20 protein-coding genes are annotated in these 21,416 nt (G+C 64.5%); 8 read left to right on the top strand and 12 right to left on the bottom strand.

Annotated features, from left to right (window positions below; all coding sequences use genetic code 11):
- Positions 1-75 precede the first annotated feature (75 nt).
- Positions 76-1,518, bottom strand: a complete 1,443-nt coding sequence (locus H681_RS13215) for an alanine/glycine:cation symporter family protein (RefSeq protein WP_015477371.1) — start codon at positions 1,516-1,518, stop codon at positions 76-78.
- A 167-nt stretch (positions 1,519-1,685) separates the two neighbouring features.
- On the opposite strand from H681_RS13215, the gene H681_RS13220 reads away from it, so the two are divergent.
- On the top strand, positions 1,686-2,504 hold the full coding sequence (locus tag H681_RS13220; protein ID WP_015477372.1) for a helix-turn-helix domain-containing protein: 819 nt from the start codon (positions 1,686-1,688) through the stop codon (positions 2,502-2,504).
- A gap of 121 nt (positions 2,505-2,625) precedes the next feature.
- Here the strand turns inward: H681_RS13220 and H681_RS13225 are convergent, their stop codons facing one another.
- Positions 2,626-3,510: a DMT family transporter gene (locus H681_RS13225; RefSeq protein ID WP_015477373.1), complete on the bottom strand. Its 885-nt coding sequence runs from the start codon at positions 3,508-3,510 to the stop codon at positions 2,626-2,628.
- A 489-nt stretch (positions 3,511-3,999) separates the two neighbouring features.
- On the bottom strand, positions 4,000-5,214 hold the full coding sequence (locus H681_RS13230; RefSeq protein ID WP_015477374.1) for a PilT/PilU family type 4a pilus ATPase: 1,215 nt from the start codon (positions 5,212-5,214) through the stop codon (positions 4,000-4,002).
- Positions 5,215-5,401: 187 nt separating this feature from the next.
- Between H681_RS13230 and H681_RS13235 the strand changes: the two genes are divergently transcribed.
- From H681_RS13235 to H681_RS13250, 4 genes are all read left to right on the top strand, one after another.
- Positions 5,402-5,680, top strand: a complete 279-nt coding sequence (locus H681_RS13235; protein WP_015477375.1) for a peptidylprolyl isomerase — start codon at positions 5,402-5,404, stop codon at positions 5,678-5,680.
- A 7-nt stretch (positions 5,681-5,687) separates the two neighbouring features.
- Entirely contained in the window at positions 5,688-6,053 is a 366-nt protein-coding gene (locus tag H681_RS13240) for an MmcQ/YjbR family DNA-binding protein (protein WP_015477376.1), read from the top strand.
- On the top strand, positions 6,050-6,604 hold the full coding sequence (locus H681_RS13245; protein WP_015477377.1) for a putative glycolipid-binding domain-containing protein: 555 nt from the start codon (positions 6,050-6,052) through the stop codon (positions 6,602-6,604). Before H681_RS13240 ends, H681_RS13245 begins: the two co-directional genes overlap by 4 nt.
- Before the next feature lie 332 nt (positions 6,605-6,936).
- On the top strand, positions 6,937-8,109 hold the full coding sequence (locus tag H681_RS13250) for an MFS transporter (RefSeq protein ID WP_015477378.1): 1,173 nt from the start codon (positions 6,937-6,939) through the stop codon (positions 8,107-8,109).
- On the opposite strand, the gene H681_RS13255 is transcribed toward H681_RS13250, so the two are convergent.
- Complete coding sequence (locus tag H681_RS13255; protein WP_041711990.1) at positions 8,106-9,755, bottom strand: phosphoethanolamine transferase; 1,650 nt, start codon at positions 9,753-9,755, stop codon at positions 8,106-8,108. The two genes, H681_RS13250 and H681_RS13255, sit on opposite strands and share 4 nt — an antisense overlap.
- Positions 9,756-10,126: 371 nt before the next feature.
- On the opposite strand from H681_RS13255, the gene H681_RS13260 reads away from it, so the two are divergent.
- Positions 10,127-11,404, top strand: coding sequence for an OprD family porin (locus H681_RS13260; protein WP_015477380.1), 1,278 nt, complete (start codon positions 10,127-10,129; stop codon positions 11,402-11,404).
- Positions 11,405-11,462: 58 nt separating this feature from the next.
- Here H681_RS13260 and H681_RS13265 read toward each other — a convergent pair whose 3' ends face one another.
- From H681_RS13265 to H681_RS13280, 4 genes are all read right to left on the bottom strand, one after another.
- The gene (locus tag H681_RS13265) at positions 11,463-11,750 is read right to left on the bottom strand and encodes a hypothetical protein (RefSeq protein ID WP_015477381.1); all 288 of its coding nucleotides are present in this window, start codon (positions 11,748-11,750) and stop codon (positions 11,463-11,465) included.
- Between the two features lie 155 nt (positions 11,751-11,905).
- Positions 11,906-12,856: a phospholipase D family protein gene (locus tag H681_RS13270; RefSeq protein ID WP_015477382.1), complete on the bottom strand. Its 951-nt coding sequence runs from the start codon at positions 12,854-12,856 to the stop codon at positions 11,906-11,908.
- Positions 12,857-13,180: 324 nt separating this feature from the next.
- On the bottom strand, positions 13,181-13,540 hold the full coding sequence (locus H681_RS13275) for a helix-turn-helix domain-containing protein (RefSeq protein WP_015477383.1): 360 nt from the start codon (positions 13,538-13,540) through the stop codon (positions 13,181-13,183).
- Positions 13,512-13,841, bottom strand: coding sequence for a type II toxin-antitoxin system HigB family toxin (locus H681_RS13280; RefSeq protein ID WP_015477384.1), 330 nt, complete (start codon positions 13,839-13,841; stop codon positions 13,512-13,514). Before H681_RS13280 ends, H681_RS13275 begins: the two co-directional genes overlap by 29 nt.
- Positions 13,842-14,354: 513 nt before the next feature.
- Here H681_RS13280 and H681_RS13285 point away from each other — a divergent pair.
- Complete coding sequence (locus H681_RS13285; RefSeq protein WP_015477385.1) at positions 14,355-15,944, top strand: ABC-F family ATPase; 1,590 nt, start codon at positions 14,355-14,357, stop codon at positions 15,942-15,944.
- A 417-nt stretch (positions 15,945-16,361) separates the two neighbouring features.
- Here the strand turns inward: H681_RS13285 and H681_RS13290 are convergent, their stop codons facing one another.
- Together H681_RS13290 and H681_RS13295 are read right to left on the bottom strand one after the other, a co-directional pair.
- Entirely contained in the window at positions 16,362-17,375 is a 1,014-nt protein-coding gene (locus H681_RS13290) for an alpha/beta hydrolase family protein (protein ID WP_015477386.1), read from the bottom strand.
- Between the two features lie 419 nt (positions 17,376-17,794).
- Positions 17,795-18,403, bottom strand: coding sequence for an FMN-dependent NADH-azoreductase (locus tag H681_RS13295; protein ID WP_015477387.1), 609 nt, complete (start codon positions 18,401-18,403; stop codon positions 17,795-17,797).
- 133 nt (positions 18,404-18,536) lie between these two features.
- Between H681_RS13295 and H681_RS13300 the strand changes: the two genes are divergently transcribed.
- Positions 18,537-19,442: a LysR substrate-binding domain-containing protein gene (locus tag H681_RS13300; RefSeq protein WP_015477388.1), complete on the top strand. Its 906-nt coding sequence runs from the start codon at positions 18,537-18,539 to the stop codon at positions 19,440-19,442.
- Here H681_RS13300 and H681_RS13305 read toward each other — a convergent pair.
- Both H681_RS13305 and H681_RS13310 read right to left on the bottom strand, forming a co-directional pair.
- Positions 19,437-20,147 (bottom strand): DUF1294 domain-containing protein, encoded by a 711-nt coding sequence (locus tag H681_RS13305; protein WP_015477389.1) that lies wholly within the window; start codon positions 20,145-20,147, stop codon positions 19,437-19,439. The genes H681_RS13300 and H681_RS13305 overlap by 6 nt on opposite strands.
- Positions 20,148-20,159: 12 nt before the next feature.
- Positions 20,160-20,990 (bottom strand): undecaprenyl-diphosphate phosphatase, encoded by an 831-nt coding sequence (locus H681_RS13310; RefSeq protein WP_015477390.1) that lies wholly within the window; start codon positions 20,988-20,990, stop codon positions 20,160-20,162.
- Positions 20,991-21,416: the final 426 nt, after the last annotated feature.

The following is a 21,416-nucleotide window of genomic DNA, read 5'->3' on the forward strand; positions in this document are numbered from 1 at the left end:
TGTAGGAAAGTTCACAGGATAAACCGCGAGGCCGGGAGAAGTCCCGGCCTCGCGTATCAGACCAAAGTCAGCGCATCAGCCCTGGACCGGCAGGCTGCCGTGGGCCGGAGCGGTGGCGTTGATCTTGTGAGCATCGCGCCAGGCATCGTGGTCGATGTCCAGGTCGGCGAACTTGCTGGCGTCGAACACCGGGCGCTCGATGCCGGCGCGGCGCTGCTCGTCGTAGTCGCGCATCACCCGCAGGCCGGTCTTGATCAGCATGGCCAGGGCCACCAGGTTGACGAAGGCCAGGCAGGTCATGGTGATGTCGGCGAAGGCGAAGACGGTGCCCAGGTTCTGCATCGAGCCCCAGAGGATCAGGCCCAGCACCAGAACGCGGAAGGCGATCAGCGCGGAGCGGCTGCGGCCGACGATGAACTGCAGGGCGTTCTCGCCGAGGTAGTAGTTGTAGGTGATGCAGGTGAACACGAACAGCGACAGCGCGACGCTGACGAAGATGCGGCCCCAGTCACCGACCACGGCGGCCAGCGAGTTCTGGGTCAGGGTGATGCCGTCGCCTTCGAGGCCGGGGGTGTAGAAGCCCGAGAGCAGGATCAGCAGCGCGGTGCAGGTGCAGATGACGAAGGTGTCGAGGAACACGCTGAACGCCTGGACCACGCCCTGGGACGCCGGGTGACGCACGGCGGCGACGGCGGCCACGTTCGGCGCACTGCCCAGGCCCGCTTCGTTGGCGAACACGCCACGCTTCACGCCCATGACGATGGCGCTGCCCAGGAGGCCCGCGAAAGCCGGCTCCAGGCCGAAGGCGCTCTTGACGATGGTGGCCAGCATGCCCGGCACCAGTTCGATCTGGGTGACGATCACGTACAGGGTCACGGCGATGTAGGCCAGGGTCTTGACCGGCACCAGTAGGTCGGAGACCGCAGCGATGCGCTGGATGCCGCCGAAGAACACGATGGCCAGCAGCACGGCCAGGGCGATGCCGGAGTACAGGACCGGGATGTCGAAGGCATTCTGCAGCGAGTGGGTCACGGTGAAGGCTTGCAGGCCGTTGAAGGCGAAGCCGTAGGTAACCAGCAGCAGGACCGCGAAGGTCAGCGCCATCCAGCGCAGCTTCAGGCCGTGCTGGATGTAGTAGGCCGGGCCGCCGCGATACAGGCCGTTGCCGTCGCTGCGCTTGTAGACCTGGGCCAGGGTGCACTCGAAGAAGCTGCTGGACATGCCCACCAGCGCGGTGACCCACATCCAGAACACGGCACCCGGACCGCCGAGGGTCACGGCGATGCCGACACCGGCGATGTTACCGGCGCCCACGCGACCGGCGAGACTCAGCATCAGCGCCTGGAACGAGCTCAGCTGGCCGGCCTGGCCGCGGATCGATTCCTTGAACACGCCGAACATGTGGCCGAAATGGCGGAACTGGACGAAGCGGGAGCGGATGGTGAAGTACGCACCGAGTCCTACGATGAGGACGATGAGGACTTTCCCGGAGAGGAAATCGTTGATCGCGTCGAGCATGTGCTGGGGCCTCGATTGTTATTGTGGGAGCACGGGCCTGGGGCTGGCCCGCTCACTGGGGCGCATGGTTGCGCCCGAAGCCTCCCGAAACAATTTCGCGGCTTGCTACGAATTGATGCTACCTGACGCTATAATTGCGTCAGTCGCATCACCTGGACCTGGCACGAATGTCCGAAAATCTCGGCCCCAACCTCAAGCTGCTTTGCGCTCATTACCGCTCTATCTCGGAGGTTTGCCGCAAGCTTTCGATCAACCGCGCGCAGTTCAACAAGTACCTCGGCGGGCAGAGCCAGCCCACGGCGTACAACCTCAAGCGCATCGGCGATTTCTTCGGCGTCGAGGACTACGAGCTGCAATTGCCGCCGGAGCAGTTCGCCCGCCTGATCGGTGCGCGCGGCACTTCGCCGGCCAACGCCCAACGCGACGACCCACTGCTGGAGATGCTCCGCCCGCTGCGCGAGCACGCGGGCAACCTGTCGCGCTATTGCGGCTACTACTTCGAGTATTCGAACTGCATGTCGGTGCCCGGCTCGATCCTGTTGTCGCTGGTGCACCTGTATGAAGAGGACGGCAACTTCCTTTTCGAGCGCCAGGAACGCCAGGAGCGCTCCAGCAGCACCGATGTGCAGGCCGAGGACTGGGTGCGCTGCCGCTACCTGGGCGCGGCCTTCCAACTGCAGGACCGGGTGTTCCTGATGGACTACGAATCGATCACGGTCAACGAAATGAGCCAGACCATCCTGATCCCCAGCTTCAAGAGCCGCATCACCCGCCTCAACGGCCTGAAGACCGGCGTTTCCAGCGGCGACCGGCGCACCCCGGCCTGCACCCGCGTGGTCTGGGAATACCTCGGGCCGGAGATCAACCGCATCAGCGCCTACCGCCAGGTGAAGCTGTACCAGCCGGACGATCCGCGCATCGACGACGACGTGCGCCAGCGCCTGCAGGTCGGGCCGATCCGACACGGGCTGTTCGAGATCGAGTAGCAAGGGCTCTTCGTAGGAGCGAGCTTGCTCGCGAACCGTTCAGCACTGGAGCCACCCGAGAATCCGTTCGCGAGCAAGGACTGGGCGTCCCCCTCGGTCCTACAGGAAAAGCGCGCGAGCGTTATTTCCTCCGGCTCTGCAACCACGCCGCCGCCAGCCCGCTGCCACAGATCACCGCGATGCCCAGCAGCGCCGACGGCTCCGGCGTATGGCCGAAGATCACGAAGCCCAGCAGCCCGGCGAAGACGATCTGGCAGTAGCTGAACGGCGCCAGCAGTGCCGGCGCGGCATGCTTGAACGCCTGGGTCAGGAACAGGTGCGCGGTCATCCCGCAGGTGCCCAGGGCCAGCATCATCAGGCCATGCACCAGCCCCGGCCATTGCCAGAAGAACGGCACCAGCGCGCTGACGATCAGGGTGTTGCACAGCCCGGCGAAGAAGTTGCTGGTGGTCGGGCTGTCCACCTGGCTGAGCTTGCGGGTCAGCAACTGATAGAAGCTGAAGCACAGCGCCGAGCCGAACGGCAGCAGCACCGCCGGGGTGAACAGGTCGCCGCCGGGGTGGACGATGATCAGCACGCCAACGAAGCCGACGATCACCGCCGCCCATTGCCCCAGGCTCACCCTCTCGCCCAGCAGCGGCACCGACAGCGCCGTCACCAGCAATGGCGCGAGGAAGTTCACCGAGGTCGCCTCGGCCAGCGGGATGTACTGCAGGCCGGTGGTGAACAGGAAACTGGTGCCCAGTAGGCACAGGGCGCGGGCCGTCTGCAGGAGCGGGTGGCGGGTACGCAGCACGGCCAGGCCGGCGCGCGGCAGGAAGATGCCCGCCATCAGCAGCGTGTGCACCACATAGCGCGCCCACACCACCATGACGATGGGGTAGATGCTCGCCAGGTATTTCGACAGCGCGTCGTGGCTGGAGAACAGGAAAGTCGCCAGGACGATGAGCAGGATGCCCTTGAAGGGCTGGTGGACGCCGGACAACGGCGATTGGCTGGTACTCATCGGGTCACGGAATCAGAGGGCGGAACGGGCAGCGGGCGGAGCACGACAGCCTACCAAGAAGCGCCGGGGAAACAACCTGCCCCTCGGCTGCGGCAAGACCTCGCGGGCCCGCTGCGGGGTTGCTGGCTCGGCGCTGCTGAATCTTCCAACCGGCTCGTTCGAAGAATGCCTGTCGTTGCCGTGGTACACCGCCCGTGGGAGCAACTGTCTTCCATCGAGGAAATCCGTACCAGCGTTTTCCCCTCTCCCCCTGGGAGACGACTGCATGGATGCAGGAGGTAGAGCGACGCAGGATGCCAAGCCGAGGATTAGGGTGAAAGCCGCCCCGAGCGCGGATATATCTCGTACAAGCGGACTTTGTCCGCGAACAGCCAGCCTTGCGCACGAGCATCGCGGAGAAGCTCCGTTCCTACGAAAAGCAACGCCCCGTGCGGAACCACTCCCCATGAAAAGCCTCGGCATGCCGGGGCCCTGAACGGATGCCGCGCTTTATTGCCCGACCGGCTTGCCTTCCGCGTCCTCGGCCTCGATTTCTTCCAGCGCCAGCTCCAGCCCCCAATTGGACGCCTCCAGCACCGGGGCAGGCGCCGCGACGGGCGCCGGTGCCGGGCTGGCGGCGACGGAGTGGGTCGTCATCGCCGGGTTGTCCTTGTAGAGCTTGAGCTTCAGGCGCAGGTTGTTCGCCGAGTCGGCGTTCTTCACCGCCTCGTCCTCGGTGATCGCCCCTTCCACGGCGAGGTCGAACAGCGCCTGGTCGAAGGTCTGCATGCCCAGCGCGCGGGACTTGTCCATGATCTCCTTGATCGAATTGAAGTCGCCGCGCTTGATGATATCGCTGATGGTCGCCGTGCCCAGCAGCACCTCCACTGCGGCGCGACGCTTGCCGTCCTGGGTTCGCACCAGGCGCTGGGAGACGAAGGCCTTGAGGTTGTTGCCCAGGTCGTTGAGCAACTGCGGCCGGCGCTCCTCGGGGAAGAAGTTGATGATGCGGTCCAGCGCCTGGTTGGCGTTGTTGGCATGCAGGGTGGAGATCGCCAGGTGACCGGTGTCGGCGAAGGCCAGGGCGTGCTCCATCGTCTCGCGGTCGCGGATCTCGCCGATCAGGATCACGTCCGGCGCCTGGCGCAGGGTGTTCTTCAGCGCGGCGTGGAAGCTGCGGGTGTCCACGCCCACCTCGCGCTGGTTGATGATCGACTTGCGGTGCCGGTGCACGTACTCGATGGGGTCTTCGATGGTGATGATATGGCCGCCGCTGTTGCGGTTGCGGTGGTCGATCAGCGCCGCCAGGGAGGTGGACTTGCCCGAGCCGGTGCCGCCGACGAAGAGCACCAGGCCGCGCTTCTCCATCACCACCTTGAGCAGCACGTCCGGCAGTTTCAGGTCGGCGAACAGTGGGATGTCCAGCTTGATGTTGCGCGCCACGATGGAGACTTCGTTGCGCTGCTTGAACAGGTTGATGCGGAAACGACCCACGCCCTGCAGCGAAATGGCCAGGTTCATCTCCAGTTCGCGCTCAAATTCGGCGCGCTGCTCCTCGTCCATCAGGCTGTAGCCGATGCGCGCCACGTCGCCGGCCTTGAGCGGATCGTTGGACAGCGGCTTGAGTACGCCGTTGAACTTGGCGCAAGGCGGCGCACCGGTGGAAAGATAGAGGTCGGAACCATCCTGGGTGGCCAGGATCTTCAGCATCGACTGGATATCCATTAGAACTGCATCCGTTCGCAAGGAAGAGAGGCGGACGCCGCTGGTTCAGCCGCGTCCTATAGGTAGGAATTTTCCGTCGACTCTAGGGAGCCGCCAGGTAGGGCACAATGCCACCCACGGGAAAATGCGACGTACGTCACCGCTCCCGTACAATGCCCATCCCGCCTGACTTTCCGAGGTAATCCCGATGCCCGTCGCTATGGCCCGTCACATCCTGGTCAAGACCGCCGCCGAAGCCGAGCAGATCAAGCAGCGCCTGGTCCGTGGCGAGGATTTCGCCGCGCTGGCGCGCAAGCATTCCACCTGCGCTTCCGCCAAGCGCGGCGGCGACCTGGGGGAAGTGCGCCCGGGGCAGATGGTGCGCAGCATCGACCAGGTGATCTTCAAGAAACCGGTCGGCGTGCTGCACGGCCCGGTGAAGAGCCAGTTCGGCTACCATCTGGTCGAAGTCTATTTCCGCGACTGAGCCCGGTATGACCCCACAACAGATCGCCCGATTTTGCCTGCAACTGCCCGGCGCCCGCGAAGACATCAAGTGGGGCAGCAACCGCGTGTTCTCGGTGGCCGGCAACAAGATGTTCGCCATCCTCGACTTTCTCGACGAAGGCGCCGGTGGCCTGGCCTTCAAGGTCGGCCCGGAGCTGTTCCTGGGCTATGTGGACCGCCCCAGCATCCGTCCGGCGCCCTATCTTGCGCGGGCCTTCTGGATTGCCATGCAGCGTCCCTATCCGATGGGCGAAGCCGAACTGCGCGAAGCGCTGACCCGCTCGCACCAACTGGTGGTGGCCCGCCTGCCCAAGCGCCAGCGCCTGGGCCTGCTGCTGGACGACGTCTTGTGAAGAGCTTCAACTGGGAAGGCCTCTGGCAGTTGCCGACTGCCAGTTGGGAATCGCTGCAACTGGGCGATGGCTGCGCGCAAAGCCAGTTGCGCGCCGTCGGCGAGGGCGGCGCCTCGTCCTATCAGTTGGAATACCAGTTGGACTGGGACGATGACTGGCGCCTGCGCGAGGCGCGCTTCGGCGTCGAGAACGAGCGTGGCGTACGCCAGTTGCACCTGCTGGCCGACGGCGAAGGCCATTGGCGCACCGCCGAAGGTGAAACGCTGAGCGCTCTGGACGGCTGCCTGGATATCGATATCTGGCCCACGCCGTTCACCAATACCTTCCCGATTCGCCGTCTGCGGCTCGCCGACGGCCAGCGTGCGGAGCTGGCCGTGGTCTACCTGGAGGCTCCGGCGCTGAAGCCGGTGCGCATGCGCCAGGGCTATACGCGGGTCGATGCGCGGCACTATCGCTACGAGAACCTTGAGGGTACGAACTTCCAGGCACTGCTGACGGTGGACGAGGATGGACTGGTGCTCGACTACCCGACGCTGTTCCGGCGGACCTGAGGTCAATCGGCGTCCAACCGTTCGCGGTTTACGCCGATACCCCCGACCGATCGCCTATCCTCTCATCCAACCTGGGCAACCTGCCCTGCAGGAGCATTACCCCCCTCATGCACAGTCGCCTCCCTGTAGGAGCGAGCTTGCTCGCGAACCGCATAGCTACGGAGCAACCGGCTAGCACTACTGTTCGCGAGCAAGCTCGCTCCTGCAAGAGCAGCCCCAGGCAAGACCGTAACGCCCACAGCCCGTCAAGGTAGTTCGCGAGCGTACTTTCCTACACGCCGAGGCGAGTCCATCATGTCGTGCCCACCCGCCGTCCCGATCTAAAGCTGCACATGTCCGCCCAATCCCGCTCCACCACCCTGCAGGTGGTGTCCGTCGTCATCTTCACTTTCCTCGCCTATCTGACCATTGGCATCCCGCTGGCGGTGCTGCCCGGCTACGTGCACACCGACCTGGGCTTCGGCTCGGTGCTGGCGGGCCTGGTAATCAGTATCCAGTACCTGGCCACCCTCCTCACCCGCCCCTATGCCGGCCGGGTGATCGACACCCTCGGGCCCAAACGCGCGGTGCTCTATGGCATGGCCGGATGCGCCGGCAGCGGTGCCTTGATGCTCGCGTCATGGGCGACCCAGGGTGTGCCGTGGACCAGCCTGGCGCTGCTGATGCTGGCGCGACTGGTGCTAGGCACATCGGAAAGCCTGGTGGGCAGCGCTTCGATCAGTTGGGGAATCGACCGGGTCGGCGCGCCGAATACCGCCAAGGTGATTTCCTGGAACGGCATCGCCAGCTATGGCGCACTGGCCGTCGGCGCGCCGCTCGGGGTGCTGATGGTGCAGCACCTGGGGCTGGCCAGCATGGGCGCGAGCATCATTCTGCTGGCGGCTCTGGGCTTCGCGCTGGCCTGGCCGAAGCGGCCGGCGGCGCTGCTGCACGGCGAGCGGATGCCGTTCCACCACGTCCTCGGCCGGGTGTTGCCCCACGGCATGGGGCTGGCGCTGGGCGGCATCGGTTTCGGCACCATTGCCACCTTCATCACCCTGTATTACGGCAGCCGCGGCTGGAACGATGCGGTGTACTGCCTGACGGCCTTCGGCGGCTGCTTCATCGGTGCGCGCCTGTTGTTCGCCAACGCGATCAATCGCCACGGCGGCTTCCGTGTCGCCATCGCCTGCCTGTCGGTGGAAAGTCTCGGCCTGGCGCTACTGTGGCTGGCGCCTTCGCCCTGGCTGGCGCTGGCGGGCGCGGCGCTGAGTGGTTTCGGCTTCTCCCTGGTGTTCCCGGCCCTCGGCGTGGAAGCGGTCGGCCTGGTGCCCGCGTCCAACCGTGGCGCCGCGCTGGGCGCCTACTCGCTGTTCATCGACGTGTCGCTGGGCATCACCGGCCCGCTGGTAGGTGCCATCGCGGGCGCCTTCGGCTTCGGCTCGATCTTCCTCTTCGCCGCGCTGGCGGCGCTCAGCGGTCTGGCGCTCAGCCTGGTGCTGTACCAGCGCTCCTTCACCCGTTAGTCGAACGCCAGGGCCTGGCGTACCGACGGCTCACGGCAGCCGGCGAACATGTCCAGGCCGGCGTTGTAGGTGCGGGTGCGCACTTCCAGCAGGCCCAGCATGGAATGGAACAGGTTGTCCTGGGACAACGGCTGAGCGCTGTGCTGGCGCAGGCAGGCGCCGTCCAGCGCGAAGGACTGCTGGTAGCCCTCGGAGAACCAGGCCAGCATGCCGACGTGCTTCTGCTGGTCGGGCGCCAGCACATAGGGCGTGCCGTGCAGGAAGAGGTTGTACTCACCCAGCGACTCGCCGTGGTCGGCCATGTAGATCATCGCCGTATCCAGCTTCGACTGGTTGCTGCGCAGCAGGTCGATCAGGTTGGCCAGCACGTGGTCGGTGTACAGCACGGTGTTGTCGTAGCCGTTGACGATGCTGTCCCGCGAGCAGGCGCTGAGGTCGTTGCTCTGGCAGACGGGGGTGAACTTCTCGAAGTCCTTCGGGTAGCGCTTGTAGTAGGCCGGGCCGTGGCTGCCCATCTGGTGCAGGACCAGCACGGTGTCGCGGTCGAGCCCGTCGATGTAGGCCTGCAGGTCCTTGAGCAGGATCTCGTCATGGCATTCGCCGTCGCCGCACAGGGCCAGGTCCTTCGAATGGCTCATGTCCTGGAAGCTCACGCGGTCGCAGGTGCCCTTGCAGCCGGACTGGTTGTCCCGCCACAGCACCTGGAACCCGGCGCGCTTGAGCACGTCGAGCAGCCCTTCCTGGCTCTTGGCCTCGGAATCGCTGTAATGCTGGCGGGTCAGGTCGGAGAACATGCAAGGCACCGACACGGCGGTCTCGGTCCCGCAGGAATGCACGTCGCTGAAGTTGATCACGCCCTGCTCCGCGCTCAGTCGCGGGTTGGTGTCGCGGCCGTAGCCGTTGAGGGCGAAGTTCTCGGCCCGCGCGCTTTCACCGACTACCAGCACCGTCAACGATTTGCGCGGGTGCGCCCGCCAACTGGCCGAGCGTTCGGCGTCGCTGGCGACCGGCCGCAGCGGCGCGTGGCTTGCCACCGTCTTGCCCTTGGCCAGGCTGAACAGCGCGCCGACGGTATTGCTCGGCGTGATCTGGAAGCGCAGCTCATGGTGATTGCGCAGCATCGACGACAGCCCCTGGTAGTTGCCCAAGGCGATGCCACCGATCATCAGCATCGACGCGACACCCACGCCGGCCTTGCTCAGCAGCTCTCGGGGCCACGGCCGGTAAGCGATCGGCAGGCGCCAGAGCAACGCTACCGGCAGCGCCCCGAGCAGCAACAGATAGGCACCGAGCTTGAACGACAGCAGGTCGCGCACTTCCGACGGATCGGTTTCCAGCACGTTGCGCAGCATCTCGACGTCGATCAGCACGCCGTACTGGTTCATGAAGTACGCCACTCCGGCACTGAGCAGCAGCAAAGCACCCAGCACCGGCTTGAGCACGCCGCGGAAGGCGAACAGGGTCAGGATCAGGTTGAAGCAGACCAGCAGAAGCAGCGCGAACGCCCCCACGAGCAGGCGCCCCGACCATCCCGCCGGGGTGATGTCGAGCAGATGCCGCCAGAGCGGCAGGTTGTAGCCTCCGAGCAGCAGGACGCTGGTGAGCAACGTGACCCATTCAGGGCGAAACGGAGAAAGCTTGGACATCGGGGGCTGGGTTCCGGGACTGCGGGAAGTGCCCGTGAACCGTGGCTTTCAACATCCCCGGCAGGCGAGCGAAGGGGATGCTAGGAATGCCGCCGTCAATCTTTCGTGAAGAAAATCTGCAAAAAAAGTGGGAGGTCCGAAGGCGTCGGGAAAGCGCCCGTCGCCACTGATCCGGCGCACAGTCAACAGTTGAAGCATCTAGTCCGAAAAGTTTCGATCCTCTGCTATCATCGCGCCGCTGCGGTCCTCAGGGACCGACTACAACCAAAAACAACTAGCCAACACAGGACGCCACTTCTCCGATGACAGACATCGGGGCGGGACGCCTTTTCGTCTTGTCGGCGCTGCACCATTAGCACAAGGAAAACAATATGCTGCACCACCGGATCAGCCTGCTCGCACTGGGCATTCTCGCGTCCACCGCCGCTCTGGCCGAGGACCAGTCCACCGCCAAGGGCTTCGTCGAAGACAGCCACATGGACCTGTTCTTCCGCAACGCTTACATGAACCGCGACTACAAGCACGGTCGTGACGACAAGGCCGAGTGGGGTCAGGCCGCCACCGCGACCTTCACCTCCGGCTTCACCCAGGGCACCGTGGGCTTCGGCGTCGACGCATTCGGCATGTACGCCGTGCGCCTGGACGGCGGCCGGGGCAAGAGCGGTGCCGCCGGCATCGACTTCTTCAAGCAGGGCGACAGCGGCGAGGCTGCCGACGACCTGGCCCGCGCCGGTGGCGCGGTGAAAGCCCGCTTCTCCAACACCGTGATCAAGTACGGCGACCAGATGCCGGCCCTGCCGGTACTCAGCTACGACAACTCCCGCCTGCTGCCGGAAAGCTTCACCGGCACCCTGATCACCTCCAAGGAGATCGAAGGCCTGGAACTGAACGTCGGCCGCTTCACCTCGGAAACCCGCAAGAGCGCCGAAGGGCGTGACAGCGGCGGCCTGAATCGCATCGACGTATTCGGCGGCAGCTACAAGTTCACCGACACCTTCAGCGGCTCGCTGTACGGCTACGAGAGCGAAGACGTCGCCCGCAAGCAGTACATGAACCTGAACTACGTCATCCCGATGGCCGACCGCGAGTCGCTGACCTTCGACTTCAACGGCTACCGCACCCGTGTGAACGAAGACTTCGCTGCCGACAACGGTATCGACGGCACCAAGAACACCATCTGGAGCCTGTCGGCCGCCTACAACATCGGCGCCCACACCTTCATGGTCGCGCACCAGCGCAACAACGGCGACTCGGGCTACCAGTACGGCTGGTACCAGAACCAGGGCGGCCTGGGCGACGGCGGCACCACCATCTGGCTGGCCAACTCCTACTGGTCGGACTTCAACGGCGAGGACGAGCGCTCCTGGCAGGGCAGCTACAGCCTGGACTTCTCCGAGTACGGTGTTCCGGGTCTGAGCTACACCGTGGCCTACGTCTACGGCGACAACATCAAGACCGACGAGACCAGCAACGGCAAAGAGCGCGAAATCTTCAACCAGCTCAAGTACGTGGTACCGAGCGGCCCGGCCAAGGACCTGTCGGTCAAACTGCGCGGTTCCTGGCTGCGCGTGTCGAACGACGCCCGCTCCTACAACGACGACGGCAACGAAGTCCGCGTCTTCGTCGAGTACCCGGTCAACATCTTCTGATGCGCTGATCGACGCTTGATGCACAACGCCCCGCGGCAGCGATGCCACGGGGCGTTTTTCATTCCCGTCCGCGGCGGTTGCGCGAGCGCAGCAGGCACAGCGGCGGCAACGACAGGCGCAGGATGTGCAGGGACAACAGCAGAATCAGCGCGCCGGCAATGAAGGAGCCCAGGCGCTGGCCCGGCTCCAGCGTCTCGTTCAGGGTGTTGAGGAACAGCATCGCGCTGCCACCCAGCATGCAGGCCAGCAGGAAGATCGAGAGGATGTAGACCTTCAGGGTCAGCAGGCGCCAGTGCCAGCGCATGCGCCGACGCGGGGGAACCTCATCGGCGGGGGGATTGGGCATGGTCCGTTGCCTCCTGTCAGTTTTCCGTCAACGCAGGCTCTATGAACCCATTAGCGTCGACATACTGGCAGTATGCTAGCCACCCCCCAGGGAAAATGCCAAGACGCCGCCGCCGACTCGGGCCCGCGGCGGCGCCAACCGACGAACGGCGGGGTTCAGCGCACCACGCTGTTGATGTCGTGGCGGTTGAGCGAAGTACGCATTTCCTCGTACCACTCCGGAATCATTTCCTTCAGACGCTCCTTGGCATCCTCCAGCTTGAACGGCTGGGTGTAGCGCTTCTTGCGGTACGAGTAGATGTAGTAGGTGCCGTTGCGGTAGAGGATGCGGTCGAAGGTGTAGAAGCCGATGTGCGTGCCGTTGCAGCGCGCGGTCAGCACCATGTCGCCCTCTTCGTAGGGCAGCACGCCCTCGGCGCAGTCGTAGGTGAAGAACTCGCGCACGTCGTCCCAGGCCACGCCATCGCTGCTGGCATGCAGGAAGGCCTCCGCCTGCTCCTCGGACTCGTCGGAGTGGTCGCTGTACCAGATGAACAGCGGAATGCTCTGGTTGGTCTCGTCGCCCAGCCAGCTCTCGCCGTCCAGGTACTGCGCGCCGCGCGCCAGGCTCGCCTGCATGCGGCGATGGCGCTGCCGGTACTCCTCCAGCGCCTCGTCGAAGGCCGGGCTGTCCTCGCCCAGCATCACGCCTTCGATGCCCTTGACGGCCGTCACGCTCGCCAGGTAGTCGGCGTACAGCACGGCGTCCTGGATCACGGTGCAAGTGTCGCGGGTGAGGCTCAGGCCGATCTCGGTGAAGTTGGCGCTGCCGAGGATCACCACGTCCGGCTCGATCAGGACCAGCTTCCAGTGCACGCTGTTCTGCGCGCGGAAGTCCACATGCAGCGAGACGCGCGCATCGGTGTCGCGCACGCAGAAATCGATGAAGTCCGGCGAGGTGAAGGAATTGATGGTGCCGACCAGCAGATCCAGGCGATTGCCCTTCTCCACCAGGGTTTCGATCAGTGACTCGGTTTCACTGGCGGAGGCCGAGGCGATGGTGATCAGTTTGTCGCTGACCTGCTCCAGGTACTGCTTGAGCGAGTGTTGCGCGTTAAGGATTTTCATACAGCCCCCACCAGAATTTTGAACGGTCAAATTCTGAGGCAGGACAATGGGGGGTTTCAACTCCCTCGTTTGCTCCCCCTGGCCTTGTCACCGGCTGACGGCATTCAGCCAAGGCCTTTTGCAGCTATCACCATCGCGCAGAGGTTCGATTCCACTATGGTGCCGTTGTCGAACTTGATGCCAAACGCCTGGACCGTGCCATTGCATGCAGGCAGGACAACGACGTTTGCCATTTCGATCTGCGTTGTGCCGCTCGATCCGCCGGTTTCCGGGTCGTACTCGCCATCGATGGCGCGGGAGAGCGGAGCTGGCCGTTAATGAGCGTCAGGCAGCTCCGGCCAGCAGGCTCTCATAAGGTATCTTCAGGCCGTCGTGCAGCCGCTTGATCATTGCCAGACTAAGGCCGCGCTTCCGGTTCAGGACTTCTGACACGCGCCCGCTGCTGCCGATGAAGGGCTCCAGATCGCGCGGGGTCAGCCCTTGCTGCTCCATACGGAATTTGATGGCGTCGATGGGGTCGGAGGGGCCGATAGGATAGTGCTTGTCCTCGTAGGCCTCGATCAGCGTCACAAGCACTTCCATTTCATCGGCCTCAGGCGTGCCCTCTTCTGCTTGGAAGATGGCCTCCAGGCGCTGGAAAGCTGCGCGCAGGTCTTCATCGTTTCGGATGGGCTTGATATTCATTCACCGTCTCCACGTCTATCTGGTCGTACCTGGCATGGGTGCCAATGAACTTCACCCAAGCAATACCGCAACGGTACTGCATCTCCACAACCAGGCGGTACTTGTTACCGCCGATGTTGAACACCACGCGGTTGTTGCCGCAGATGCTCGCATTCCCGAACTGATTCTTTACATCCTGCGGCGTCTTCCATTCAGCTGCTTTAGTAGCTGCTTCGTACCAGCTCTCCAAGGGAGCCTTGGCGTCTTCCTGGCCCGGGACTTCCCAGTACTTCACCAGCGTGCTCTTTGCAATGACCCGCATTCGCGCCACTTCTCCCGTTTTGGGAGATTCTAGTCCGGAATCCGGTCATAGGACAAGCGATGCCACCCTGGGTCAGTCTGCCCCGCCTAGCGCCGCCCCCTGAGCCCACGAGAGCGGGCTTTCCATTTCTGAAGCTCAGTTTTCCACTGAGCTGACGACCACTCGGGAAAACGCGGAGCAAGGGTGGGCTGTGGATCAAGGAGCCAAGTGTTACCATTAGGCACTTTCACGCCGCTCTTGATGTCCTTGGCATCCGCAGACGCCGGCAATACGACGCCCGACATACCTACGCAAGCATGTGCCTAACGGCCTGGATGAATCCAGCATTCATCGCGGGACAGCTTGGCCATAGCGTTCAGATGTTGCTCTCGACCTACGCCAAATGGCTGAGCTCTGCCTCCGACTTGGAGCGAACTCGAAAAGCTACCTGCCAGAATCAAAAATGGTACGGAATTGGTACAGGAAGCAGAGGAAGGCAGTTAAACACCTCTGGAAAGCCCGCAGGATAAGGTCTTGATCTCTACCGCTAACATCACCATGCAGTTTGGCGCCAAGCCGCTGTTCGAAAACGTTTCCGTCAAGTTCGGCAACGGTAACCGCTACGGCCTGATCGGCGCCAACGGCTGCGGCAAGTCGACCTTCATGAAGATCCTCGGCGGCGAACTGGAGCCGTCCAGCGGCCAGGTGATGCTGGAGAACGGCGTACGCCTGGGCAAGCTGCGCCAGGACCAGTTCGCCTACGAAGAGTCCACCGTGATCGACACCGTGATCATGGGCCACGAGGAACTGTGGAAGGTCAAAGCCGAGCGCGATCGCATCTACTCCCTGCCGGAGATGAGCGAAGAAGACGGCATGGCCGTGGCCGAGCTGGAAGTCCAGTTCGCCGAGTTCGACGGCTATACCGCCGAGTCCCGTGCGGCTGAGCTGCTGCTGGGCCTGGGCATTCCGCTCGAGCAGCATTTCGGCCCGATGAGCGCCGTCGCTCCGGGCTGGAAACTGCGCGTGCTGCTGGCCCAGGCGCTGTTCTCCGACCCGGACCTGCTGCTGCTCGACGAACCGACCAACCACCTGGACATCAACACCATCCGCTGGCTGGAAAACGTCATCACGGCGCGCAACAGCACCATGATCATCATTTCCCACGATCGCCACTTCCTGAACAGCGTCTGCACCCACATGGCAGACCTGGACTACGGCGAGCTGCGCCTGTTCCCGGGCAACTACGACGAGTACATGACCGCGGCCGAACAGGCCCGCGAGCGCCTGCTCTCGGACAACGCCAAGAAGAAAGCCCAGATCGCCGAGCTGCAGACCTTCGTCAGCCGCTTCTCGGCCAACGCCTCCAAGGCCAAGCAGGCCACCAGCCGCGCGCGCCAGATCGACAAGATCCAGCTGGAAGAGGTCAAGCCATCCAGCCGCGTCAGCCCGTTCATCCGCTTCGAGCAGCACAAGAAGCTGCACCGCCAGGCGGTGACGCTGGAGAAGGTCAGCCAGGGCTTCGACGGTACCGCGCTGTTCAAGAATCTGAGCATGCAGGTGGAAGCTGGCGAGCGTATCGCGATCATCGGCCCCAACGGTATCGGCAAGACCACCCTGCTGCGCACCCTGGTCGGCGATATGACACCCACCGCCGGTGAAGTGAAATGGACCGACAGCGCCGACGTGGGCTACTTCGCCCAGGACCACGCCGAGGACTTCGAGGACGACTACAACCTGTTCGACTGGATGGCTCAGTGGACGCAGGGCGGCGAGCAGCTGGTGCGCGGCACTCTCGGCCGCATGCTGTTCTCCAACGACGACATCAAGAAGTCGGTGAAGGTGATCTCCGGCGGTGAACAGGGCCGCATGCTGTTCGGCAAGCTGATCCTCAAGCGCCCCAACGTGCTGGTGATGGACGAGCCGACCAACCACCTGGATATGGAGTCCATCGAAGCGCTGAACCTCGCACTGGAGAACTATCCGGGCACGCTGATCTTCGTCAGCCACGACCGCGAGTTCGTATCTTCGCTCGCCACCCGCATCCTCGAGATGAGCGAGAACGGCGTGACCGACTTCAGCGGCAGCTATGACGACTACCTGCGCAGCCAGGGTGTGATCGTCTGATCACGGCCCCGCCGCAATGAAAGAGCCCTGCCATGTGCGGGGCTTTTTTCTGCGCGCTGCCGATCTTCGCAGGGGCGCGCTTGCTCGCGAACCCACATGACGCCGGTGTGGCCGGCCCCCGTTCGCGAGCAGGCTCGCTCCCACAGAAGGGCACCACGCCGGCAATCGAACGGCTCCCGTAGTCTGCAATGCTCTTCTGCGGGGCCAGGACTTCGCGGACAAGGTTGCTCCTACGAGATATATCTGCGCTCGGGGCAGTCCTCACCCTAATCCTCGGCTTTGCCACCCTGCGTCGCTCTACCTCCCGCATCCATGCAGTCGTCTCCCAGGGGGAAAGGGGACCGTTCGGTGCAGGAGGCAATCTCGGTCTCAGCCGGCACGGTCTGCCCCTGCGGGAACCTCCGGCGCGCGGCGCCCTTACCGTCCCGAGGTATGCATCGTCGCGCGGCCCAGGCTGACGTCGAAAAACTCCGCCGCCGACGCCGCGAGGTCGCGGTGGATGGCCTGGCGGTCCAGCCCCTGGGTGTCCGTGCAGAGGTCCGGAGTGGCCTCCTTCTCCTCCTCGGAACAGGGTGCCATGAACACGAAGTGCCCGGCGCCGTCGAGCACCCGCAGATCCGGCTGCTGCGGCAGCTTGCGGGCCAGGGCGCCGGCATTCTTCTTCCAGTCGAGGATACGGTCCTGATTGCCGGTATAGAGCAGCACCGGCACCCGCACGTCTTCCAGCTCGCGGGCACCATACATCAGGCTCAGCGGGGCCAGCAGCAACAGCGCGCCAACACGGGGGTCGGCCATCGGCATCAGGTCGTTGCGGTCGGCGCGCAGCTCGCCTCGGTCGCTGCAGGCATCGCGGTCGTCCGGATACTTGCGGCAGTACTTGAGCAGGCGGTCCAGGCGCGGCTGGGCGCCGGCGAGGATCAGTGCCGTCTCGCCGCCGGCGGAATAGCCGATCACGCCAACCTTGTGCGGGTCGACGATGCCCGCCATCCCGGGGTCGAGCAGCGCCGCGCTGATGGCTTCCGAAACCTGCAGCGGCCGCCCATAGAGGTTGCTCAATGCGCCCAGGCGGCTGTGGTCATGCAGGTTGTCGCCGGGGTGCAGCAGCGTCACCACGACGAACCCCTTGCGTACCAGCGCCTGGATCAGGTCGCGGTGCGCCAGCGGCGTGCCGTAGTTGCCGTGTGACATCACCAGCAATGGGAACCGGCCATTGGCGGTCTTGCCTTCATAGGCGACATCGATGATGAAATTGCCCAGGTGCAGCGGCCGCTCAGGAGCCCGCGTCGGGTAGAAGGCAATGGCCTTCATCGGCTCCTGGTCCAGCGGATCGCTCACCTGCAGGCGATGGAAGCCCACGTTCCAGCCCGACACCGCCCCGGCGCCGCCACTGAAGGTAACGAGCAACAGAACCCACAACAGACGCCTCGCCATATCGCAATCCGCTCCGACGCGCATCCAGCCCCGGCGCCGCGGAACTCCACCGCACACCGTGCGGGGCTCCGGGCGCCGCCTGGGAGATTCCCTGCATGCTACGCGCCAGCCCGGAGCCCCCGGGATTGGCAGATGAACGGCCTCCTTTATCAAAGAGTCCTGAAATGGCCTTACAGCTTTCAAGGCCCGATTTGGCGGGCCTGTGCCAGGTTCAGTTTCGTAGGATCGAGCCGCCGTAGGAACCGGCCTACCGTGTGGGAGCGAGCGTGCTCGCGAACCGCCCCAGCATCGGAGCGATTGGCAAACATCGTTCGCGAGCAAGGGCTGGGAGCCCCCCGCTGCCCTGCAAATCACGCCGTCCGGGACATCGGAAATGAAAAAACCCCGCAACGCGGGGCTTCTTCGTGTTGCGGGGCCGATCAGGCGGCGGCGAACTGGCTTGCGATGCTCGCCTGGGCGCCGGCGATGGCGTTGCGACGCGGCTCTTCGCCGTAGGCCAGGCCTTCGGCACGGACCACCTCGATGTCGGTGACGCCGAGGAAGTTCAGCACCAGTTGCAGGTAGTTCTCGTGGGCGACACCGGTCGCTTGACCGGCATGGATGCCACCGGCGGTGGAGACGATGATCACCTTCTTGCCACCGGCCAGGCCGACCGGGCCGCTTTCGGTGTAGCGGAAGGTCTTGCCGGCCACCGCGATGCGGTCGATCCACGCCTTGAGCTGGCTGGGAATGGAGAAGTTGTACATCGGCGCACCGATGACGATGGCGTCGGCGGCCAGGAACTCTTCAATGCTGGTTTCGCCCAGGGCGGCTTCGTGCTGCTGCGCGGCATCGCGCATTTCGGCCGGAGTGCCGGCGGCGACCAGGCTGGCGGACGACAGGTGGCTGATGGCATCGGCGGCCAGGTCACGGTAAGTGACGTTAATGCCCGGCTCGGCGGCAGCCCAGGCGGCAACCAGTTCGGCGCTGAGCTGACGGGAGGCGGAGTTGTCGCCGAGGATGCTGGAATCGATGTGCAGAAGTTTCATGTGTGCGTTCTCCAAGCGGGTTAGCCAGCTGACTGGCGGAGTAATTCGTCGTTGGAGCCAAGACTACGCATGTAGCCAATACTCGATAAGTCGGCAAAAATGTGATGATTCGTCTCACCAGTAGGACAATCCCATGCAAGACCTCAATGATCTCTTCTATTTCGCCAAGGTAGTGGAGTGCGGAGGCTTTGCCGCCGCCGGCCGCCTGCTGGGGCTGCCGAAGTCGCGTCTGTCGCGGCGCGTGGCGGAGCTGGAAGCGCGCCTGAACGTCCGACTGCTGCAGCGCACCACGCGCAAGCTGGCGCTCACCGACCTGGGCGAGCGCTACTACCGGCACTGCCAGGCGATGCTGGTGGAGGCGGAAATGGCCGATGAAGTGGCCGCCCAGCTCAGCGCCGAGCCGCGTGGACGGGTCAAGCTGTCCTGCCCCGTCGCCCTGGCGGAAACCTCGCTGAACGAGATGCTGCCCGGCTTCCTGGCAGCCTATCCGCAGGTGAACCTGGAGCTGCTGCTGACCAACCGTCGCGTCGACCTGCTCAACGAGGGCGTCGATGTGGCCCTGCGTGTCCGTGCGCCGGGCGATGAAGACCTGTCGCTGATTTCCCGCCGCCTGCGCCAGGCGATGACCGCGCTGGTGGCGGCGCCCGAGCTCCTGCACGGACGGCAGTTGACCCACCCCGAAGACCTCGCGGCCCTGCCCATCCTCGGGGCGATCGGGAGCGACCGGAAAGTCCATATGAAATTGCTCGGGCCGCAGGGGGAAGTCTGCGAACTGGCGCTGGACGCACGCCTGGCGGCGGAAGACTTCAACCTGCGCAAGAACGTCGCCCTCGCCGGGCTGGGCGTGACCCAACTGCCGAACTACTACTGCATCGAGGAGTTGGCGGACGGACGCCTGGTGCGGGTGCTGCCGGAATGGCGCGAGCCCGAGGCGAATCTGCAGGCCGTCTACCCGCACCGGCGTGGCATCCTGCCGGCGGTGCGGGCGTTGCTGGACTATCTGGAAGAGGGGTTCTCGAAGGACGACTCGCCGTTATGAGGCGCCCTGCCCCAGCCCCGTCAGGATGCCGATCCAACCCAGCAGGCGACCGCCGCTGAGCCAGTCGACCCAGAACAGCTGGTGCACCGCCACGATCGCCCAGAACACCAGTTGGAACGACAGCTTGCGAGTCTTGTGGCGGAACAGTTGCTGGGCGAGCAGCGCGCCGGGCCAGCCGCCCAACAGCTCCAGCACATGCAGATGCTGTTCGGAGATGCGCCATTCGTCCCGCTCGGCGCGGCGCTTGTCGCGCCAGTAGGCGAAAAACGCCAGTACGCTGAACAGCGGATAGAGCAGCAGGAACCAGACGAAGTAGCCATCCTTCAGCCACACCAGCGCGCCGCTGACAGGCAGCACCAGCAGCACCGCCAACAGCAGCAGGGCTCGGCCGATGGAGCGCCGGGGCGGCGCCGGGAAGGCCACCTCACGCCCGCTGCGGACCCGCTCACGGGTCGCCGCTGCGCCCGGCTTGCGGCGAATGTCGGGCATGTCGATGGCAAGGCCCGCCAGGCGCGCATGCTCCGCGCGCGGCCGGCCCTGCTTGTCGTTTCCCGGGACGTAGCACACCTGATCACCGCTCTGCGGGCGACGATCGCCGCGAAAAGCCGAAATGTGCAGGAAGAGTTCTTCGCCGCCGGACTGCGGACGGATGAAGCCGAAGCCTTTGTCATCGTCCCAGCGGCTGATGATGCCGTTCTTTTCCATCGCCTTTTAGTCTCAGGGTTTGACGCTGCTCCAGTCGATCAGGTCGAACTGCCAGGTCGCCAGAATCAGCAGGCCGAAGGCGATACGGTACCAGGCAAACGCCGCGTAGCTGTGATTGGCAATGAATTTCAGCAGCCCGCGCACGGCGATCATGGCGAAGATGAAGGAGGTCACGAAGCCCACGGCGAATACCGGCAGGTCATCGGGCTGGAACAGATCGCGGTACTTGTACCCCGAGTAGACCGCCGCGCCGACCATTGTCGGCATCGCCAGGAAGAAGGAAAACTCGGTGGCTGCCTTGCGCGACAGGCCGAACAGCAGGCCGCCGATGATGGTGGCGCCCGACCGCGAGGTGCCGGGTACCAGCGCCAGGCACTGGGCGCAGCCGACCTTGAGGGCGTCCTTCCAGGTCATGTCGTCCACCGTTTCGGCGCGGATGCGGTGCTCGCGGGTCTCGGCCCAGAGCATCACCACGCCACCGATGACCAGCGCCACGGCAACGGTGATGGGGTTGAACAGGTAATGATGGATCAGGTCGGCGAAGGCCACGCCCAGCACCACGGCCGGCGCGAAGGCGACCAGCAGGTTGGCGGTGAAGCGTTGGGCCCGCGCCTGGGTAGGCAGGCCGACGACCACGTCGAGAATCTTGCGGCGAAACTCCCAGACCACCGCCAGGATGGCCGCCAACTGAATGATGATGTTGAAAGCCTGGGCGCGTTCCCCGCCAAAGCCGATGATATCCGCCACGATGATCTGGTGGCCGGTACTGGAGATCGGCAGGAACTCCGTCAGCCCTTCGACCACCCCGAGAACGAATGCCTGGAAGGCACTCCACAAATCCATACTGCTTCCCCCGCGCGGCTCGATGGCACGCCCTTTCTAATGATGTACTCCGGCTGGGCCGACCGACGAGGCCGGGACACAGGGTCCGGAACCCCGACAAGGCGTTGGCATGCTAATGCATTGGCCGTGGCTTCCGCCGGATTTAACGAAAAATTCTCTCACCGCCAGCGGTACCGATTACCCCGGTGTCGACCGGCCCCACGAGCCCCGGACTCCTGGAAATCCACTTGCCCACCTCGGGATGCCGGGACTCTGGCTCGCGTGAAGCAGACAACCCGAGGGGGGTTGCGTTCGCCGACCCGCGAAAAATGGTCGGCTCCTGGAGATCCGATGACCCGCCCGCGCTACAACGCCGATGCCCGCAGCCGACTGTCACGCCGCTGAAACAGGTCACCCCGCCGCAACGCCCGACGAACCGGGAAATGC

The organism is Pseudomonas sp. ATCC 13867 (genome assembly GCF_000349845.1).
Lineage (GTDB): Bacteria > Pseudomonadota > Gammaproteobacteria > Pseudomonadales > Pseudomonadaceae > Pseudomonas.

Excerpts from the sequence above, each read along its gene's own strand:
- H681_RS13295 (WP_015477387.1), bottom strand. The coding sequence starts at position 18,403 with ATGAAACTTCTGCACATCGATTCCAGCATCCTCGGCGACAACTCCGCC.
- H681_RS13290 (WP_015477386.1), bottom strand. The coding sequence starts at position 17,375 with ATGGCGAGGCGTCTGTTGTGGGTTCTGTTGCTCGTTACCTTCAGTGGC.
- H681_RS13220 (WP_015477372.1), top strand. The coding sequence starts at position 1,686 with ATGTCCGAAAATCTCGGCCCCAACCTCAAGCTGCTTTGCGCTCATTAC.
- H681_RS13275 (WP_015477383.1), bottom strand. The coding sequence starts at position 13,540 with ATGAATATCAAGCCCATCCGAAACGATGAAGACCTGCGCGCAGCTTTC.
- H681_RS13240 (WP_015477376.1), top strand. The coding sequence starts at position 5,688 with ATGACCCCACAACAGATCGCCCGATTTTGCCTGCAACTGCCCGGCGCC.
- H681_RS13215 (WP_015477371.1), bottom strand. The coding sequence starts at position 1,518 with ATGCTCGACGCGATCAACGATTTCCTCTCCGGGAAAGTCCTCATCGTC.
- H681_RS13305 (WP_015477389.1), bottom strand. The coding sequence starts at position 20,147 with ATGGAAAAGAACGGCATCATCAGCCGCTGGGACGATGACAAAGGCTTC.
- H681_RS13225 (WP_015477373.1), bottom strand. The coding sequence starts at position 3,510 with ATGAGTACCAGCCAATCGCCGTTGTCCGGCGTCCACCAGCCCTTCAAG.
- H681_RS13235 (WP_015477375.1), top strand. The coding sequence starts at position 5,402 with ATGCCCGTCGCTATGGCCCGTCACATCCTGGTCAAGACCGCCGCCGAA.
- H681_RS13280 (WP_015477384.1), bottom strand. The coding sequence starts at position 13,841 with ATGCGGGTCATTGCAAAGAGCACGCTGGTGAAGTACTGGGAAGTCCCG.
- H681_RS13250 (WP_015477378.1), top strand. The coding sequence starts at position 6,937 with ATGTCCGCCCAATCCCGCTCCACCACCCTGCAGGTGGTGTCCGTCGTC.
- H681_RS13300 (WP_015477388.1), top strand. The coding sequence starts at position 18,537 with ATGCAAGACCTCAATGATCTCTTCTATTTCGCCAAGGTAGTGGAGTGC.
- H681_RS13270 (WP_015477382.1), bottom strand. The coding sequence starts at position 12,856 with ATGAAAATCCTTAACGCGCAACACTCGCTCAAGCAGTACCTGGAGCAG.
- H681_RS13260 (WP_015477380.1), top strand. The coding sequence starts at position 10,127 with ATGCTGCACCACCGGATCAGCCTGCTCGCACTGGGCATTCTCGCGTCC.
- H681_RS13265 (WP_015477381.1), bottom strand. The coding sequence starts at position 11,750 with ATGCCCAATCCCCCCGCCGATGAGGTTCCCCCGCGTCGGCGCATGCGC.
- H681_RS13255 (WP_041711990.1), bottom strand. The coding sequence starts at position 9,755 with ATGTCCAAGCTTTCTCCGTTTCGCCCTGAATGGGTCACGTTGCTCACC.
- H681_RS13230 (WP_015477374.1), bottom strand. The coding sequence starts at position 5,214 with ATGGATATCCAGTCGATGCTGAAGATCCTGGCCACCCAGGATGGTTCC.
- H681_RS13310 (WP_015477390.1), bottom strand. The coding sequence starts at position 20,990 with ATGGATTTGTGGAGTGCCTTCCAGGCATTCGTTCTCGGGGTGGTCGAA.